This window comes from Paraburkholderia caffeinilytica (genome assembly GCF_003368325.1).
Taxonomy (GTDB): domain Bacteria; phylum Pseudomonadota; class Gammaproteobacteria; order Burkholderiales; family Burkholderiaceae; genus Paraburkholderia; species Paraburkholderia caffeinilytica.
The window spans coordinates 2466772-2484588 of sequence record NZ_CP031466.1; the positions used below are offsets into that span (position 1 = coordinate 2466772).

Consider the following 17817-nt stretch of genomic DNA (forward strand, 5'->3'; position numbering starts at 1 on the left):
GCATGGCATGCGCTCGTGCGCAAGCCATTCGCAACCGCCACGTTCGCATCCCCGGCCCTCACTTCGGACTTCGCTCACCGCAATGTGACGTGGCGATGAAAATTCGTCATCGTCGGCAATCAGCCGATGCGACCGTCCTCACATGGGAGACCGCTCGTGCCATTCGGGATTCGCAACCCTTTCTCACGCGGCGCGCCGCCAGTTCAACAACAGCAGCCCGCGGCTGCGCAGGCCAATCAGCGGCAGACCAACACGCCACTGCCCGAGACGAGAGTAGTGGGTGGCCCGCTCGACAAGCTGCGCGCATTGCGCAACCATCTGCCGGGCGCACCGGTGCAGACACCGCTTGCACCAGGGCAGACGCAGAGTGACCCGATGCCGCAAGGCTCGCCCCTCAACGACCTGACCGGCAGCGGCGCCAACCGCGTCTACACGCCGTTCCATGCGCGGACCACCGTGCGCGCGTCGCGGCCCGCGCCGGAGGTCCTGCCGAGCGCCGAGCAGATGCGCACGCCGAAGGCCAACGCGAGCACGCCGCTTGGCGTCAACTCGCACAACAAGACCAACGTGAAGACCGCGGTCGGCAAAAACGAGCGCGCCGCGTCGCAAGCGAGCACCGAACTGCGCGACACGGCCGCGGCCGACGCGCATCTCGCCGCAAGCTTTCCGGCCGAGCCGGGCACCCAGTTCGCAACCCAGCGCGACGCGCTGCTGGCCAACATCCGCAACGCGATTCCGCAAGGTCAGCGCGGCGACCCGCCGCTCGCGAAGGCGCGCTATCTCGGTCACGCGCTCGCCGAAGCGACGGGCGGCAACGTGCAACGCGCGAACGACGTGCTCGGCGTGCTGCAAGGCACGATCCAGAATCCCACCCCGCAGCAGGCGCGCGATGCTTTCGCGACGCGCTGCTCGATGGCGCGCTCGCGCGCCGCGTTCCGCGCGCTGCGCGACGTCGAGGCGGCGCCGCCGATGGGCGGCAATCACCAGGCGCCCACCGACCGCGACCGCAAGGTTCACGCGGAAGCCGACTGGCAAACGTGGCGCGCCGCTGGCACGCTGTTGTCGGCATGGCCGGCCGGCATGGAAAAACCCGCCTCGCTGCGCGAACTCGGCGAGTCGGCCAACGCCATGCTGCCCGCCGCCGAACGCGATACCCACACCCAGGTCGCGCAAAGCCAGCAGCAACCCGCGATCAGCCAGGCGCTGACGCCGCATACGCAGACCGCCAAGGCCATGCTGTGCGGCAACGCGTTGCTCGACGATCCGCGCGCGCAGCCGGAAACGCGTTTTCGTTCGGCGTACCTGGCGCATCGCAACGGGATCGCCGAAGCCGATGTCGGCCAGGTGCAAAACCGCATGTACTCCGTGGTCAAGCACGCGCAACGCAACGCGACGTCGGCGCGCACCGGTTCGTGGATGAACCGCACCGCGCAGCGTTTTCGCAGCGGCGTCAAGCAAAGCTTCGGCCACGAGAAGGATCCGATCTCGGCGCTCGGCATGGGCACCGCCGGCGGTCTGATGGATCATCCGGACAAGGACTTCAGCACGTTGCAATCCATCGACACGGTGGTCGACGCGCTGAATACGCAGGTGGTGAACGCGCCGCACCGGCGGCGCGGCGAAGCGCCGGACAACGCCACCATGAACGCCGCCGTGCGCGCCGCCGCGCTGCGCAACTGGAAGGCGAGCATCGGCACCAAGGGCTGGCTGCGCGACGACACGAAATTCGGCCGCCTGCAACGCAATCAGATTGCCCGCGACGTTGCGGGCGCGCTGAACGTCGACAAGGAAACGGTGCGCAACAGCCCGGCGTTCCGCGATCTGCCGAAGATGAACGCCGAGACGCTGCGCACCTGGGCAACCGGCGCGGGCGCGAATATGAACGCGCAGATCGGCGCGACCGGCCGCACGCTCGGCGAAAATCTCGACCGCATGCAGGCGATCCGGCAGGATCCGGTGGCGACGCCGGCAACGCCGCAAGGCAATATCGATTCGCTGTGCCATCTGGTCGAAAACGTGCCGAAAACGTGGAGCGTGCAGATGTCGAGCGGCGGCGTCTACGGGCTCGACGCGAACATCTCGGAGAACATCGCGACCGCGCTCGGGCTCGTCGGCGCGCCGAGCGCGTCGGTGGCGCCGGACGTGCGCTATCTGAAAGGCCGTCATGCGGTGCTCGAAGTCGGCTCCACCTCGCATCACGGCGAAATGTTCATCGGCACCGACAACCGCAAGTCCGCGCATCTCGGCGTCGGCGGCTTCATCGGTTGGTCGCTCGCGGGCGGCAAGGCAATGGCGAGCGGCTACGGCTCTCTGATCGGCGGCCGCGACACCAGCAATCCGCGCGGCGTGGTGATCCGCACGCCGTTCGACCAGACCGGCAACAACGACCCCGAGGCCTGGCGCGGCAAGATGACCGACGTGGTGCGCACGCTCGGCGGCTCCGGTCCCGGCGGACAGCTGCCGCGCACGAAGGACGAAATGTGGAACGGCATGGCGGACAAGTTCTTTGCCGATCCGGACGTGTCGATCGGCTGGGTCGACAACAAGAGCCGTTCGAACTACGGCTCGTTTGCGGTGACGGGCGGCGCGCGTTACGTAACCCCGGCCAACGTCAAGTTCGGGCCGCTCGTGACGGGCGAGGCCGTCCTCAGTTCGAGCAAGGCTCACTCGACCGATCAGAGCGGCGCGCGCAACGTCGACAAATCGAGCAGCGGCCATCGGTTCGCCATCAACGGCAGCGCCACGCTGGTCTCAAGCGCGCCTCCCGTGCCGATCGGCAACGCCGGGCCGTTCAACTCGCTGTCGTTTTCGAGCGCGCCGCTGGTCGGCTTCGGCACGACCCTGATGCAGACCGGCACCGGCTCGACGCTGCGGCTCTACGAAGAGAGCGGCGACATCGTGCCCGAGCGGACCTATCGCGACACCGAGTTCACCAGCGTCGGCAAATACCTGCAATACATCGACAGCCGCAACGATGAATGGGCGCATTCGATGAACGGCGACCAGGCGGCATTGAACACGTATCAGACCAAGGTCAAGCTCAACGCGACGCGCGGCAATCAGTTCTATGGCGAACGGCAGCGCATCGTGCCGCAAGCCGCCGCCGAAATCAACGCGTATCGCGGCACGCTGCGCATGTTCGAGCAAGGCGGACGCACGCCGACCCAGGACGAGCAGAACGAGATGCTGCGGATTCGCGGCGAGATCGCACGCCTGCTCGACTCGCCGACAAGCTGGACGAATCACGTGCTGTACAGCTACGAGTCGAATTCGGCGTCGCGCACGTCGGGGCTCTCGTATGTCGGCACGGCGCAGGCGGTCAAGCAGGTCAGCGCGCAGCGGGAGCTCAGCTCCTTGCCGGCGCAGATTTGAGCTGAGCGCGCCTAGCCTTCGAGCACGGCGCGCACCCGCTCGCCCATCGCGTCGAAACGGGCGCGCTGCATGCGTGCGTAATCGCCGTAGGCGGCAATCAACGCGCCGCGCACGCCGCCGTCCTGCAGCGACGCGATGGCCGCGAGCGCGGCCTGTGCGCCGTCGTCGTCATCGCATGCGGCGCGCCATGGCCCGCAACCCATCTCGCTCAACAGACGCTCGATGCGCGCGTCCATCGAGAGCCCGAACACCGGCACGCCATGCGAGATCGCGAGCACGGCTGCGTGATAACGCGTCGTCACCACACATGCCGCATGCGCGACCGTGGCGGCCACTTCGTCGAGCGTATGCGGGCCGCGCGCGACGATGTCGATCGGGAATGGCACACGGGCCGCCAGATCGGCGCACGCGCCGCGATCGAGTTGCTCCATGCCCACCAGCACCGGCATGTAACCCTGCTCCCTCAAACCGACAGCGATCTGCGCGAAGCGATCCAGATAGGCGCGATAGGCCTCGGCGCGCGCCGCGTCCCAACTGTGAAAATGCAACGGTCCATAGCGCAGCGGCGATGCCTCGCCGCGCGCATCGAGTTCACGCGCCCGCGCGGCGTCGGCACGCACCGGCCACCAGAACGGATTGTTCGGACAGAGCGCGGCACGTCGTGAGCCGGGCGCCGCGTTGTGCGAGTCAGCGCGCGCCCGATAAGTCCACGCGGTATCGGCGCCCGTTTGCGCGCTCACGCCGAGCGAAGCGAGCTGCGCACGCGCCGCGTCGTTGCGGCAAATGACTTCGCCGGCTTGCGCATTGCGTTCGACAAAGCGCGTGAGCGCCGCGCTCATCGTGCCGCTATCGACACCGTAAGCCATCGCCGGCCGCCGGTGCGCATGGGCGAGCGCAATCCCGCCGATCAGCACGCCCGCCAACGAATCGGAAAACTTCGACGTGTAGGTCGACCCTTCCACGTTCAGCACGAGATCGGCATCGCGCACGGCGGCGTCGAGCGCATCGGGCAGATAAGGCAGTGAGGGGGTGAGCCGCGGCGTGCCGGCAAGCAGCGGATGATCGAAGCAGTCGCCGAGCGCAAACAGCGTGATGCGAGGCTCGCGCGGTGCGAGCAGACGGCGCAGCTGGGCGATCGTTTCGATGGTGCGCAAATCGGCGCCGGTGTTGCCGGCGCCGCTGTAGCCGAGCAGCAGCACGCGCGGCTCGGCGCGATCTGCTTCGTGGTTTGCGGCACGATTCGAGTCACGTTTCAGGTCGCCATTAGCGCCGGGATTCGAGTCACGTTTCAAGTCACCATTCGCGGCAAGATTCAAGTCGCCATTCGCGTCTCTTCGCGCGCCGGGACCGCTGCGGCCGGCCACACGCCGTGCCGCGTCGATGCGTTGCTGCATGTCGTCGAGAAAGACCTCGTCCGGCGCGGGTGCGCCTGCATAGCGGTTCAACGCGGCAAGCGAACGCTGCAACGGGCTGTCGACAATGTCCCAATCCATCATGCCGCTCCCAAAGCTTGCGCGAGGTGTTGCATTTGCAGCGCGCCGGAATACGGCTCGACCGCCACCTCGACGATCGTCACGCCGGCGTGATCGCGCGCCTCGGCGAGCGCCTGGTCCAGTGCGTCTCGCCCCTCGACACGCCGATGCGCGAGCCCGAACGCCTGCGCCAGTGCGCCGAACTCCATCTTGCAGGGATTGCGGATCGTGCGCCGATAGGCCGGTGCATGCGCGATCGGCAAAAAGTCGAAGATCGCACCGCCGCCGTTGTCGACCACGCAGATGCAGGCCGGCGTACTCACACGTTGCGCGCTCGCCAGCGAGGACAGATCGTGGATCAACGCCTGATCGCCGAGCAGCAGCAGACCCGTATCGCGGCGCGCGAGCGCTTCGCCGATGAACGTCGCCATCGTGCCGTCGATGCCGCTCACGCCGCGATTCACGTAGATGTCCTGGCGCGCGGCGCGCACGTCGTAGCCGATATCGGCGTGACGCATCGACATGGAATTGCCGAGATGGACGAAGGCGAAACCGGGCGCCGCCAGCACGCGATGAACCGCCGACACTTCGCCCCAGGCGAGCGATGCGACACACGCGCGCCGCTCGCGTGCACCGTAGCCGGCGACGCTTGCCCAGCGGTCCCGCCAGGAAAAGGCGACGGGTGAACGTGTTTTGGCGGTCGCGTTGGTGTGTCCTTCATCGCCGGCAGTCGGATGCGCTTCGCCGCGAGCGGTGGAATTTGCTTCGCTGCCGGCTGCGGCGAGCGTTTTTGCGGGCGCCTCGCCATCCACCATTCCGCACAGCGCCTCAGCCAGTTCGCTCAACGTATCGGCGGAAGGCGCAACCAGCACGTCGCGCGGATCCAGCGCCGGGTGCAGATAGTCATGCGCCACGCGGCACGGCGCGATCTTGATCGTGGGCACGTCGGCATGCGTTTCGAGGTAGGCATGCAGCACGGGCATGACCGGTGCCAGGCCGAAGCGCACGATCAGTTCCGAGCGCGCCGCCGCCATCCGCGCCGCGCCGCCGAGCACGTCGAATGCATTGACGATCAATGCACCCGCCGCGCCACGTGCGGCGGCTTGCGGCGCCAGCGCGGACGGCCCCGAGCGCAGTCCGCTGCCCGCATCGGCGAGTACCGGGAAGCCGCTCGCCGCGGCCAGCGCGAAGATCGCTTCGGATGACACGCCCGGTTCGGGGCCGACCACGATCAACCCGTCGATGCCGCCACTGAGCGGCCGGCTGCCGCGCTTCGCCAGCACGCGCGCCATGACGCGTCCGACGATATGCGCGGGAGACGCTTCAAATGCGGGCAGCCCGGCGCGTGGAGACACGGCGCGAAAGTGCGAAGCCCGCGTTGCCCGTGCGGTGTGGATGGCATCGCGCGGCGCCGTCGCTGCCCGTCTAGCGCCGATAGCATCACTTTGCGCCATCGTTGCTCGCGCCGCGCCAGCGGCATCATGCGAAGCCGTCGCCGCTCGTGCCGCGCGGACCGTCTCGAACGAAACCGGCTGCGTCTCGACCGCATCGTAGACACCCGCCAGCGGGACGTTCAGGTGCACCGGACCGCGCGTCGGCCGCTTTGACGATGGATGCGCATCGGCGCGCGACAAGCTGCCATCGAGATCGGGCACGCCGTCGAACATCGCAGCAAGCGCTGCTGCGAGCTCGTCGCGGACCTGCTCCAGGGCCTGCACGGAATCGTCAGGATCGGCCAGGTCCGCCTGCGCGCGCACGAACGCGCGGGTCGCGCCGAGATGATCCGCCATCTGTCCAAAACCGGTGCCGCGCAACACACGCGGCCGGTCGCACGTCAGCACGACGAGCGGCACATCGGATGCGTCCGCTTCGGTCAGCGCCGGCAAGACATTCGCCACCGCCGAACCGGAAGTCGTGACGATCGCAACCGGTTCGCCGCTCGCTTTCGCGATCCCGAGCGCCACGAATGCGCCGCTGCGCTCGTCGGTGCTGACCATCTCGACAGTAATGCGCGGATGCGCGTCGAACGCGAGGCACATGGCGCTCGCGCGTCCGCCAGGACAGAGCACGGCATGACGCACGCCGGCCATACTCAACATCTCGACGATGAATTCCACCCATATCGCGTTGAGCGATTCACCGCTTGTCGCGGGAACATCAGGAACGGCGCTCATCAAGCCACCGCTTGCGACGTGTCCGCCACCGGCGTAATCGCAATCGTGCGCGCCTGTGGCGGCACTGCCCCCACTGCCCCCTGCTCCGCCGCAATCAACCGCTCCATGACACGTCGTGCGCGAATCGCGCCGGCATCGATCGGCAGCAGCGCGGGCTGCATCGCCCAGAATTCGTTGTCGCCGAGATTCTTCTGCTGTGCTTCGAGCATCGGCAGATCCTCGCACTCGAACGGCTTCATCAACCCTTCGACGGCATAGCGCACCAGCCCGCGCGCCGCGTCACCCATCTCCTTCGGCAAGCCGAACGCGAAGAAGTAATGCGTCGTGCGCTCGGTCTCGGGCGTCAGCCAATGCGCGGAAGGCGCGATCAGCCCCGCTTCGCGCGGCATGCCCGCCGCGGTCACGCCGACCACGATCGAAAGCAATCCAGGCGGCGTCCAGCGCACGTCCATCCAGCGATCCACCCGCGTGCCGGGCGGAATCCCGAAGCCTTGCGCGACGAACGGCTGCAGCGCTTCGTCGTAAGCGCTGCGGCGAACCCAGACAATATCGCCGAGACTGCCCGACTGCACGTCGCCGCGCGCAATCGCCTCGCTGCCCAGCGTATCGGGATGAAGAAACTGGAAGTGGCTCAGATCGAGCAGATTGTCGGCGCTCAGCTGATAGTGCGCGCGCGTATGCAGGTACCCGTCGTGCGTGACGTTGGCTGCGGGGTCGACGAACGGAAACGACGGCAGCAAGGCCGCGTCGGCGCGCGCCGGGTCGCCCGGCCAGAACCAGATAGCGCCATATCGTTCGAGCGAAGGGTACGCACGCACCTTCGCACCGGAAGGCACCCTGCCGTCGCCGTGCGGATTGTGCACGCACTGCCCGCTCGCGCTGAAACGCAGACCGTGATACGGACATTCGAGCACGCCGTCGACGATCCGGCCTTGCGACAGCGGCGCGAAACGATGCGCGCAGCGATCGTCGAGCGCGATCGCACGCTGTTCCGCGTCGCGATACAGCACCACGGGCCGCCCAAGCAGCGTGCGCGAAAACGGCACGTCGGCGCGGACCTCGTGGGCGAAAGCGGCGACATACCACGCGTTTAACAGAAAGGACATGAGCGCACTCGCAATGGAATCGGCACGAAAAAAGACACGGTGCGGCGCCGCATTGGCGGCCACCTCATGCGAGTGTAAATAGCCGGTCATTCCACAGATTCAACAAAGCTCATGGCAATGCGAAGCCGCACTTCTTAAAACGCGCATTCCAGATTCTCAACAAAAATAAATATGGCTTGCAACGCTGAAAGGTATTGCGAACCTTGCTTCGCGTGCGATTCCCGGCGATGCGGGTCTCTTTTACCCGTCGCGGCACAGACGACGGTAATTGATGCCGAAATCGTGTTTAGAAGTGCATCTCCCGGCTAATAGCCGCGATCTGTCTGCTTATTGAGCGGATCGAAACGATGCGAAACAAATTCATCATCTTTCATGTAATTTCAATTCATCCCACGAAGAAACAATTCGTTACAGCCCTGATATTTTAAGGGCCGTAATTTGCGGGACGTGCAATGTGGTTTGAGAAGCAACCTTAGGCTTCAGTCCCGGGAGGGCATGTTGAAATTCGCCGTGATGACTACCAGCAGCAGTCTGTTCAATCTGATTTGCCAATGCTTTCGCGACGAGACGATCGAATGCTGCCGCTTCCTCGATGACGTCGCGCTATCGCGGGCGATCTATCGGGAGGACTATCACGCCATCCTTGTCGACGCGGCAACGGGAATCGATGCGACGCGCGCGGTGTTCGCGCGCCGCGCCTGCTATGGCGACCGCCGCGCACCGTTGATCGTGGTCGGCGCATTTGCCGATCGCGACAGCATCGAGCGGGCCTTCGAGGTCGGCGCCGACGACGTGGTGCTGTCGCCCATCGATCAGGGCGAGCTCGAGGTACGCACCTACCAGGCGCTGCGCCGCTTCCAGTCGCCGCCGCCGTTGCAATCCGAGGATCGTGCCGAACTCGGTCCTTATCGGCTGGACCGGCGGACCGGCACGGTACTGGTGGACGAACGCGAAATCCGCCTGACGGTGCGCGAATTCGCGATTGCGTGGCTGCTGTTCTCACGCGCCGGCGAGTATGTGAGCCGCCGGCAGATTGCCGGTGCGATCTGGAGCAGCACGGAAGATATCGTGGGACGCACGCTCGAACAGCACATCTACAAACTGCGCAAGAAGCTGGGACTGAGCGGTGCGTCGGGCGTCCAGCTACGCACGATGTATGCGCATGGATATCGCGTCGAGTTGTGCGACGGCAAGGCGGATGCCGACGCGATCATGCCGGGGATCGCCCAGGTCGGGCAGGCCGCCGATGCGATCGCGGCGATCACTGAAGTGGTCGATATCGCGCGCCACGAAGCAAACAGAGAGCGCATCGGGAAAACCGCGCGCCCTTCCCGGGCGCTCGACGTCCACGTAAAAGACAGTGAAGCCGCTCGCAGCGCGCAACCGTGGGGGCAGTATGCAGCCATGTGGCACGGCGGCGCCGCGCACATCGTGCACCCGGTAGCGGACTTCACCGTGCGCGGCGCTGAATCGCCGGGCAGCGGTTCTTCGACAGCATTGACGTCGTTCTCGATTCCCGCGGCGCTGCTGGGGAGCAACGCACGGCGCCGCTAAGCCGCGGCCAAAGGAACGCACGACACTGGCAGCCCCCTGCTGAAGCGGTGCCTCAACCGCACGCAGGGGCAAGCACGGCGCGCGTTTGACGCGCCACGCCTGCCCCGCGTTTCGCAACAGTCCCCCGATTACAGATCCAGCACGCGCGGCGACAACAGGAAGACGCGTTCCATATGCGAGCGGGAGTCGTTGTTATTGCGGAACAGCGCGCCAATCAGTGGAATCTTCGACAAACCCGGCACGCCGGTCACGCCGTTCGAGTTGTTATCCACGCTATAGCCCGCGATCAACAGGCTCTCGCCCTGGCCGACAAAGGCCTGCGTATTGATCTCGCTGCTGGTGATCACCGGAATGTTGTCGACCTGCTGCCCGGTGAGCTGGCCGTCTTCGATGTGCACTTCGAGCTTGATGCGCATCTGCCCGTCTTCCTGCACGACCATCGGCAGCACGCGCAGCGAGACGCCGGTCGACACGCTGTACAGATCCGCCGACGTATAACCGGACACGCGCACGAAGAACTTGGTCTTGTTGTCCATCACGGCCTCGACGTTGTCGAGCGTCGCGACCTTTGGCGACGCGTCGATCTTCGCCTTCGAGGTGGACTGCATCGCATTGACGCGCGCCATCAGATAGCGGCCCGCGTCGCCGAGCACGGCGGTGATCGAGGCACCCACCGGCGTGGCGGAGACCACCGTGGTGCCGTCGGCAAGCGTCGTGGTGCCGAAGTTCGGGTTGATCTGGCCGTTCGCGTAGCTGTTCTGCTGATACGTTCCGGTGCCGGTCTGGAAGTCGAGATGACTGTTGTGCGCGCGCCAGTCCACGCCGATCTGCGCGAGCACGTCGTCGTCGATTTCGATGATGTGCGCTTCGATTTCGATCAGCTTGGGCCGCGTGTCGAGCTGATCGATCAGCGACGCGTACTGGTCGATGCGCTGCGGCGTATCGCGGATCAGCACCGAGTTGGTGGTCGGATCGGGCTGCATGATCGGCAAGGTCAGATCGCCACCGCTCGGCTGGCTCGCCTGCGAGGCGCCTGGCGCGTTGCCGTAGCCGACATTGCCCGTGCTGCCGTAATTCGACGGCTGCGCGTTGCCGACCAGGCCGCCGAGCGCCGAGCCTTGCCCATCGGCCATATTGGGCGGCAACGGCGGGTTCAGGACCGGCGCGCCGCCGTTGTTGCCGCCGCTCACGTCGGTCATCGGCGGCACGCGCTGCATGTTCGGCGACACCGAGGTCTGCGACTGTCCGCCGCCCTTCTCCTGCTTCGCGTGATACATGTTCGACAGCACGGTGGCCACACCCGGCACCGTGATCGTGTTGCCGTCGATCTGCACCTTGTGGTCCGCGGCCCATGCGTGCTTCAGCTTGAACACGCGAATCACCGAGCCGCTGCGGCGGCTCGCGTTCTCGTCGAGGCGTCTGGCGATCTCGCTCACCATCTGGACATATTGCGGCGGACCGTTGACGATCGCCGTGCCCGCGCTTTCGTCGTATACGACCGGGAAGCGCGCGTCGTCGACACTCATCGTATGCAGGGCCGCGCGCAGATCGGCGGCGGATGCGTGATCGAGCTTGATCACCTGATGCGTGACGTCGTTGGCGCTGCTGATCGACAGCACGCTGCCGTCGTAGAACCAGACAAAGCCGAAGGTCGACGCGAGCGTGTCGAGAAAGCGCTGCGGCGACATGTCGAAGCGGCCCGTCACCGCGCCCTGAACATTGCCCGCAATCGACGTGGCCACGCCCTGGCTCGCGGTGAAATCGCGCAGCACGTCTTTCAGATCCTTGCCTTCCACGGCGATGTGCACCGTGGTGCCGCGCCATCGCACGGGAGCCGCGCCGGCAGGTTGCAGCGCGCTCAACGTCAGGGACGCCGCGAGCCACGCGGCGCAGAACAGCGTCTTCGATTTCATGGAGTCGACTGTGTGAGGGTGATGGAAAAAACCGCGAATAAGGTAACGCGCAACCACAGCAACAACCGTAGCGGCGACCGCAGCAACAAGCGCAGCAACAAGCGCAGCAACCTCGGCGGCGGCGCTATCGTTCGAGCGTCTCGGACGGCGCCTCGTGAAACTGTTTGCGATAGCCGTTCACGAGTGTCGAGCGGTTCTGCACGCCCCATTTGCTCGCCGCGCCCAGCACGCCGCGATCGCTCGAATACGACCGGTCGGTGAGTTCCGCGCGAATCCGCTCCATGCGTTGACGGCGGATCAGTTCGGTCGGCGACAGGCCGAGGAAATTCTTGAAGGCGCTCTGCAACGCCCGTTCGGTCACGCCGATCTCGGCGGCCACCTCGCGTACCGACAGATCGCGCCGCTCCAGGTTGTCGAGCACGTAGCTGTAAGCGCGGCGGTACTTGGCCGGCAGGCGTGCGCCGACGTCGTCGAGTTGCGGCGAGGTTTTCGCGCTGCGCTGCAGGAACGGCGCACGCACCTGCGAGTCTTCGCGCAGGCATTGCATGGCCACGAGCGCGTAGCGGCTATAGAGTTGCAGCGACTCCTGCGCGCGCCCCTCGGCCTGACGCGTTTTGGCGCTGCAGTAGAGATATTCGAGCTGACGGTGGCCGGTGGTGCCGTTGCGGCCAATCTGATGCAGCGGCTCCAGAATGGAGCAGGCCAGATGCGGCGCCGCGCCGGCCAGCGTCGCCAGCGCGATTTCGAGGCGCAGCGTGCGCTGATAGTCGCCGATTCCCTGCTCGCGCGACCAGTGCAAATGACGCTGCAATTCGCCGATCGCGTCGCGATCCGCGCAGGCGGCCAGACGCAATTGCTGCAGATAGTCGATGCGCGCGCGCAGCAACGGCGAGCGCACGCCGAACACCGCGCGCGCGAGGCCGTCGACGCTCGCATCGGCGCCCTGGCCCGGCCGCGGTACGCGTTCGCTCGACAAACCCGATTGCCAGTAGACGTGATCGCGCAGCGCCGTCGCATTACGCACTTCCATTTGCACGGCGAGGTCGAAGCGCAGCGTCGCGAGCAGCGCGTGCCAATGGCCCGCCGCATCGTCGAGATCGCGCTCCACCCGTTCGAACAGATCGTCGAGCGCGTCGGCGGCTTCGCTGGTGCGGCCCAGTTCGTAGAGTACGCAGACAATGCCGAAGTGCGCTTCCACGGCGCGCGCCGGCTCGATGTCGGGCTCGTCGGCAACCCGTGAGAAGCACGCGAGCGCGGTGCCGAGGCGATGCCGGAACAACGCCTGCCATGCGGCGTTGCGGCACGACGCGGTACGGATCGCGTGCTTCGACGAACGAATCAGTTTTTGCGAACGACGGTAGTTCTCCTCGGCCTCGACTTCGATACCGAGCATCAGTTGCAGATCGGCGTGCAGTTGCAACGCATGCGGCGCGAATTCGGCGTTGCCGGCCTCGTCGGCCCAGCGGCTTGCAAGCTGGCTCGCGGCGTTCAGCTTGCCGTCGAGCAACGTATCGAGAAAGCGGCTGGACAGTGCGGTGTGGGCACACGGTGCGGGTGTCGCGAGCGCGGATACCACGGGGAAGTAAAGCATCGAGAACATGGACGACTCCTCTGAGTGCGGGAACGCGTCGCAAGCGGCAAGCGCGATGCGTCGAGTGGAGTCAATGTAACGAGGCGCATGAAACGAAGTTTCAATTAATCTGATATTTGCGGCCCATTTGAGAAGGTTTGAGATTTGCATCGGCGCGCCCGCGCAGCGGCGTTTTGCCGGACATTCTCAACATAAACTCAAGGCTTACCCGACGGAGCCGCCAGGTTCGGCGGACTCGATGCACCCGGTGTGCTCAAAGCGTTCGGCCTGTTCGAAGGCACTGAAGCGTTCGATCCATTCGGCGCCTTCGTCGTTTCGCTGAGCACGCGAAACTGCGCCTCAAGACCACGCAAGGTCACCTGATCGCGGACCTGGTCGACGAAGATGCCGACGAACAACGCCAGCATCAACACGGTCACCGCGCCCTTGACCGGCTGACTCAGCGTCATCAGATCGAGCTTCGACGCGGACTTCGCCGCAAAGCCAAAAGCGAAGTCGACCAGCAGCAAAATGAACATCATCGGTGCCGCGAGCTTGGCGATGGTTTGCATCAGCGTGTCGGTCTGGCTGAGCACGAACGATTCGAGTATGTTCGACACGTTCGGCCCCGCCGACACGATCGGCCACCAGTGATACGACTCGTATAGCGTGCCGAGCAGGAAGGTCATGCCGCCGAGCGCCCAGAACGCGACGGAGGCGATCTGCCCGAGCAGCGTGGCGGTCGGCGTCGATTGCTCCTGGCGGGTGGGATTGGTGATCTGCACGTTGTTGTAGCCGGTCAGATCGTCGATATAGGTGCCCGCACCCTCGGCGACCCAGAACACGATCGAGGCCGCGAAACCGATCACGAGTCCAATCAGCGCCTCGCGCAAGCCGACTTCCAGCAGCATGACGCCGTGCAGCGACTGCATGAAAACGACCGGCTGACCGTACGCCACGTAAGAGCTGAACAGCAGCACGATGGCATTGCGCACCACGCCTTGCAGCAAACCGTCGGCGGTCGGCGGAAAAATGAACATCACGATGAAGAGGCGCAGCGAGCACACGCCGATCAACGTGATGTAGCCGACCAGCAGCGTGCCGAGTTGCGGCAGCGCGGAAAAGATGTCGTTCATGCGGGCGCACCACGCGCCTGAAAACGTCGCGCGAGCGCGGTTTCCTCGGCCTCTTCGTCGCTCGCGTCGCTGGCGGCGTTTTCCTGAACGCGACGGATATCGCGAATCCGCTCGCCGCACAGATCGATGCGGCCTTGATTCAGGCCGATGTCGCGTTGCGTCTGTGCAATCGCGGCGGCATTTTCCTGCACGGCGGCTTCGGCTTGCGCGAGTTCCGCTTCGAGCACGCGCAGCCGGTCGTTCACCACGCCGATATACAAACGGCAGTTGTTCAGATCGTCGAGCGAGAACGGCTCGGTGCCCGTCATCATGCCGTCGATGCGATGCTGGTAGAACTGCAGCACGCTGGCCTCGTGCCCGACCTCGTCCGCCTTTGCGTCACGCGCGGCGTCGAGTTGCAGTTGTGTGTTGCGCTGCGCCGTCAGCGTCGCGCGCAAGGTCTCGTCGAGACGCCGCCGTCGCGTGCACGATCTCTCCAGCGCCACGATGCGCCTTTGTTGCATACCCATCGATCCTGCCGCCATCAGCCGAGCCCGCTCAGGTCGTACAGCAGCGCTTCCGTGTCGTTCGGCGCGGCGTAGTCGCCAGTGCGTTGCGACAGGAACGCCTTGATCGCGTCGGCCTTGGCGATGGCTTCGTCGGCAAGCGGATTGTTGCCGGGCTGATATTCGCCGATCTGCAACAGCATCTCCACCTCGCGATGCTTCGCCATCAATTCGCGAATCCGCGCCGCCGCCTGCACGTATGCGTCCGGCACGACCTGCGGCATCACGCGCGACAAACTGCCGAGCACGTCGATCGCGGGATACTGGTTCTTCGCCGCGATTTCGCGCGACAGGATCATGTGGCCGTCGAGAATCCCCCGCACTTCTTCCGCGATCGGATCGCTGCCGCTGTCGTCCTCGGCGAGCACGGTGTAGAGCGCGGTGATCGAGCCGGTCTCGCCCATGCCCGCGCGTTCCAGCAAGCGCGGCAGTTCGGCGAAGATCGACGGCGGGAAGCCGCGTCTCGCGGGCGGCTCGCCGGCCGCCAGACCGATCTCGCGGCCGGCGCGCGCAAAGCGCGTCAGCGAGTCCATCATCAGCAGCACGCGCTGCCCGCGGTCACGAAAATATTCGGCAATCGCGGTCGCAACGTAAGCCGCTTTCGCGCGCTCCATCGACGAACGGTCCGACGTCGCGCACACCACGACCGAGCGCGCCATGCCCTCCGGTCCGAGGATCAGTTCGACGAACTCGCGCACTTCGCGGCCGCGCTCGCCGATCAACGCGATCACGTTGACGTCGCACGCAGCGCCGCGCGCGAACATGCCGAGCAAGGTGCTTTTACCGACCCCGGCGGGCGCGAAGATGCCCATGCGCTGGCCCTCGGCGAGCGTCATCATCGCGTCGACCGCGCGCACGCCGGTCGGCAGCGGCGCCTCGATCATCCGGCGGCTCATCGGATCGGGCGGCGCGGCAAAGATCGGCCGCAGCGTGTCGGAATGAATCGGCGGACCGCCGTCCACGGGTTCGCCGAGGCTGTCGATCACACGGCCGAGCAGCATGTCGCCGACTTTCACGGCGAGCGAGCGGCCAAGGCCGATCACCTGCGTGGAACGCGAAATGTGCTCGAGGCGCGAGAACGGCGACAGCAGCGCAACGTCGCGCGTGAAGCCGATCACCTCGGCATGCTGAAGCAAGGTGCCGTTCGGCGCGCGCAACTCGCACAGCTCACCGAGCGACAGATCGAGACCGGCCACCTTGATCAGCGTGCCGATCACTTCGAGTACCTTGCCGGTGCGCGTCACGCCCGGCACGGACAGAATCTCGCGTTCGATCTCGTCGGTCAGGCGGTCGAAATCGATCGTGCGGGAGAGCCATGGCGTGCTCATGCGGCTTCCTCGTCATTGCGCAGGTCGTAGCCGCCGGTGTCGTTGTCCGCGTCGTTATTCACGCTGCTATCCGCGCTGTTATCCGCATCGTTTGATGCCGGCGTTTCATCGTGCGCATCGGCCTCTTCGACCGAGCGTTTCAGCGCACGCGACACGGCGCTGCGCATGGCGCGCAATTGCGTGTCGAGGCTCGCGTCGACGGTGCCGAAGTCGGACTCGCACACGCAACTGCCGGGATCGAGCCGTTTGTCCGCGATCACCGAGAGCGGGATCGGCTGGCCGAGATCGCGCCAGCGCGAGGCGAGCCGGTCGAAGGTGGCTTTGGCCTCGGCGTAGTCGTCGGGATGAACGGCGACACGCAGATAGGTCGCGCCCTCCACGATGCGATCGACGGTTGCGAGCGCCCGTTCGAACAGCGCTTCGTGCCGCTCCACGCGCACGATCTGCTCGACCGCCGACGCGACGATCTGCGCCAGCCGCTCGCGCATGCGGATCTGCAACTGGCTCTGCGCATCGGCAACGTCGGCGAGACGCTGCATCCAGTCGGCGAGCGCGCGATCGCAGCCGTCGCGGTAGCCCTGCTCGCTGGCGGTGTCGTAGTCGCGCTGCGCCTGCGCCGCGATCTCGGCGGCCTGCGCGTGGCCGGCGTCGACAATGCGCGCCGCCTCGTCGCGCGCATGAGCGAGCAGCGCCTCGCGTTCGGCGGCGAGCGCGGCATAGGCGGCGTCGATCGAGACCAGCTCGCCGAAGGTCGCGCGCGGAATCACATCCGCGGCCGCGCCGACTCGGGCCGACGCCCCGTATGCATCGATTTCGCCAAAGGCGGAGCGCGCGTGCTTCAACCAAATAGCCATGCAAACTCCGGTAGCAGATCGGATAGACGCGCGAAGAGCCGGGCGGAGCCGGGCGTATCGAGCCCTTCCGGCAAGGAAGTCAGCCATGCCGGAGTGGGCAGCGCACGCGGCAGCGCGAGCCGCAGCAGCGGAAACGGCACACGCGTGCTTTCGTTCGCGAAGCTCGCGCCGCTCGCTACGTTTGGCGCGTTCGCCCCGCCCAGATCGCGCAACAGGAGCGCGCAACCTTCTACCGCCAGCGTGCCGGCATCCAGCGCCGTCAAGGGTGGCATCGCGGCGCGTGCAGCCAGACGCGCGATATCGGGCGCATCGGCAAGATGGGCGTCCTGAGTGAGACGGTCGATGCCCACGCCCGTCCACGCCGACAGTTGCGAACGCGTGCGTTTGTCGATCAGGCGACGCACCTCGGCGCGCCGGAACGACAGTGCGCGCATGCGCAGAACCTGCAATGCATGACGGACCGGCAGCACGTCGAGCAGCACGGCATTCGGCTGTGCGGCGCCCGCAGGCGTCGATTTCAGCGCGGCTTGAGTGAGCGAGGCGAACGAAGGCGGCTTGACGCCGGCAGCATCGGCAAGGGCCTGGGAACAGGCTTCGACTGCCGCGGCGCCGGCGCGCTCGAGCGCACCTCGCCAATGTTCCAGTTGCGCCGCGTTCGCGCCAAGCAGCACGGCGCTCCACGACGGATCGGCCCAATGCGCCGCGCTCGCGAGGTTGCGGCGATACGAATCGAGCGCCGCGGCCACCCGCATGAAAGGCAAATCGGTCGGCGCGTTCATCGTAGCCGCGTCGC

General features: G+C 66.1%; 12 protein-coding genes. 2 read left to right on the forward strand and 10 right to left on the reverse strand.

Annotated elements, in window-relative coordinates; translation table 11 throughout:
- Positions 1-156 precede the first annotated feature (156 nt).
- Positions 157-3372 carry a hypothetical protein gene (locus DSC91_RS11015; RefSeq protein WP_162831367.1) on the forward strand — a complete coding sequence of 1072 codons (3216 nt, stop codon included), beginning with the start codon at positions 157-159 and terminating at the stop codon, positions 3370-3372.
- Between the two features lie 11 nt (positions 3373-3383).
- Here the strand turns inward: DSC91_RS11015 and DSC91_RS11020 are convergent, their stop codons facing one another.
- The 3 genes from DSC91_RS11020 to DSC91_RS11030 are packed head-to-tail and all read right to left on the reverse strand — an operon-like array spanning position 3384 to position 8124.
- A complete protein-coding gene (locus DSC91_RS11020) occupies positions 3384-4868 on the reverse strand; it encodes a polysaccharide pyruvyl transferase family protein (protein ID WP_115778155.1) in 1485 nt (494 codons plus the stop codon).
- Positions 4865-7018 carry a thiamine pyrophosphate-binding protein gene (locus DSC91_RS11025; RefSeq protein WP_115778156.1) on the reverse strand — a complete coding sequence of 718 codons (2154 nt, stop codon included), beginning with the start codon at positions 7016-7018 and terminating at the stop codon, positions 4865-4867. The genes DSC91_RS11020 and DSC91_RS11025 overlap by 4 nt, the downstream gene beginning before the upstream one ends.
- A complete protein-coding gene (locus DSC91_RS11030; RefSeq protein ID WP_115779792.1) occupies positions 7018-8124 on the reverse strand; it encodes an aromatic ring-hydroxylating dioxygenase subunit alpha in 1107 nt (368 codons plus the stop codon). The genes DSC91_RS11025 and DSC91_RS11030 overlap by 1 nt, the downstream gene beginning before the upstream one ends.
- A 495-nt stretch (positions 8125-8619) precedes the next feature.
- On the opposite strand from DSC91_RS11030, the gene DSC91_RS11035 reads away from it, so the two are divergent.
- Entirely contained in the window at positions 8620-9678 is a 1059-nt protein-coding gene (locus DSC91_RS11035) for a response regulator transcription factor (RefSeq protein WP_229758182.1), read from the forward strand.
- Positions 9679-9806: 128 nt separating this feature from the next.
- Here DSC91_RS11035 and sctC read toward each other — a convergent pair whose 3' ends face one another.
- The 7 genes from sctC to DSC91_RS11070 all read right to left on the reverse strand — a co-directional run bounded on the left by sctC (position 9807) and on the right by DSC91_RS11070 (position 17803).
- Positions 9807-11591 (reverse strand): type III secretion system outer membrane ring subunit SctC, encoded by a 1785-nt coding sequence (gene sctC / locus DSC91_RS11040; protein ID WP_115778157.1) that lies wholly within the window; start codon positions 11589-11591, stop codon positions 9807-9809.
- Between the two features lie 124 nt (positions 11592-11715).
- Positions 11716-13191 (reverse strand): helix-turn-helix transcriptional regulator, encoded by a 1476-nt coding sequence (locus DSC91_RS11045; RefSeq protein WP_115778158.1) that lies wholly within the window; start codon positions 13189-13191, stop codon positions 11716-11718.
- A 188-nt stretch (positions 13192-13379) separates the two neighbouring features.
- Complete coding sequence (gene sctT, locus DSC91_RS11050) at positions 13380-14297, reverse strand: type III secretion system export apparatus subunit SctT (RefSeq protein ID WP_115778159.1); 918 nt, start codon at positions 14295-14297, stop codon at positions 13380-13382.
- Positions 14294-14800, reverse strand: a complete 507-nt coding sequence (locus tag DSC91_RS11055; RefSeq protein WP_162831368.1) for a type III secretion protein — start codon at positions 14798-14800, stop codon at positions 14294-14296. Before DSC91_RS11055 ends, sctT begins: the two co-directional genes overlap by 4 nt.
- Before the next feature lie 20 nt (positions 14801-14820).
- Positions 14821-16170, reverse strand: coding sequence for a type III secretion system ATPase SctN (gene sctN / locus DSC91_RS11060; RefSeq protein ID WP_115778161.1), 1350 nt, complete (start codon positions 16168-16170; stop codon positions 14821-14823).
- Positions 16167-17024, reverse strand: a complete 858-nt coding sequence (gene sctL / locus DSC91_RS11065; protein ID WP_115778162.1) for a type III secretion system stator protein SctL — start codon at positions 17022-17024, stop codon at positions 16167-16169. Before sctL ends, sctN begins: the two co-directional genes overlap by 4 nt.
- Positions 17009-17803: a type III secretion protein HrpB4 gene (locus DSC91_RS11070; protein WP_115778163.1), complete on the reverse strand. Its 795-nt coding sequence runs from the start codon at positions 17801-17803 to the stop codon at positions 17009-17011. Before DSC91_RS11070 ends, sctL begins: the two co-directional genes overlap by 16 nt.
- Positions 17804-17817 lie beyond the last annotated feature (14 nt).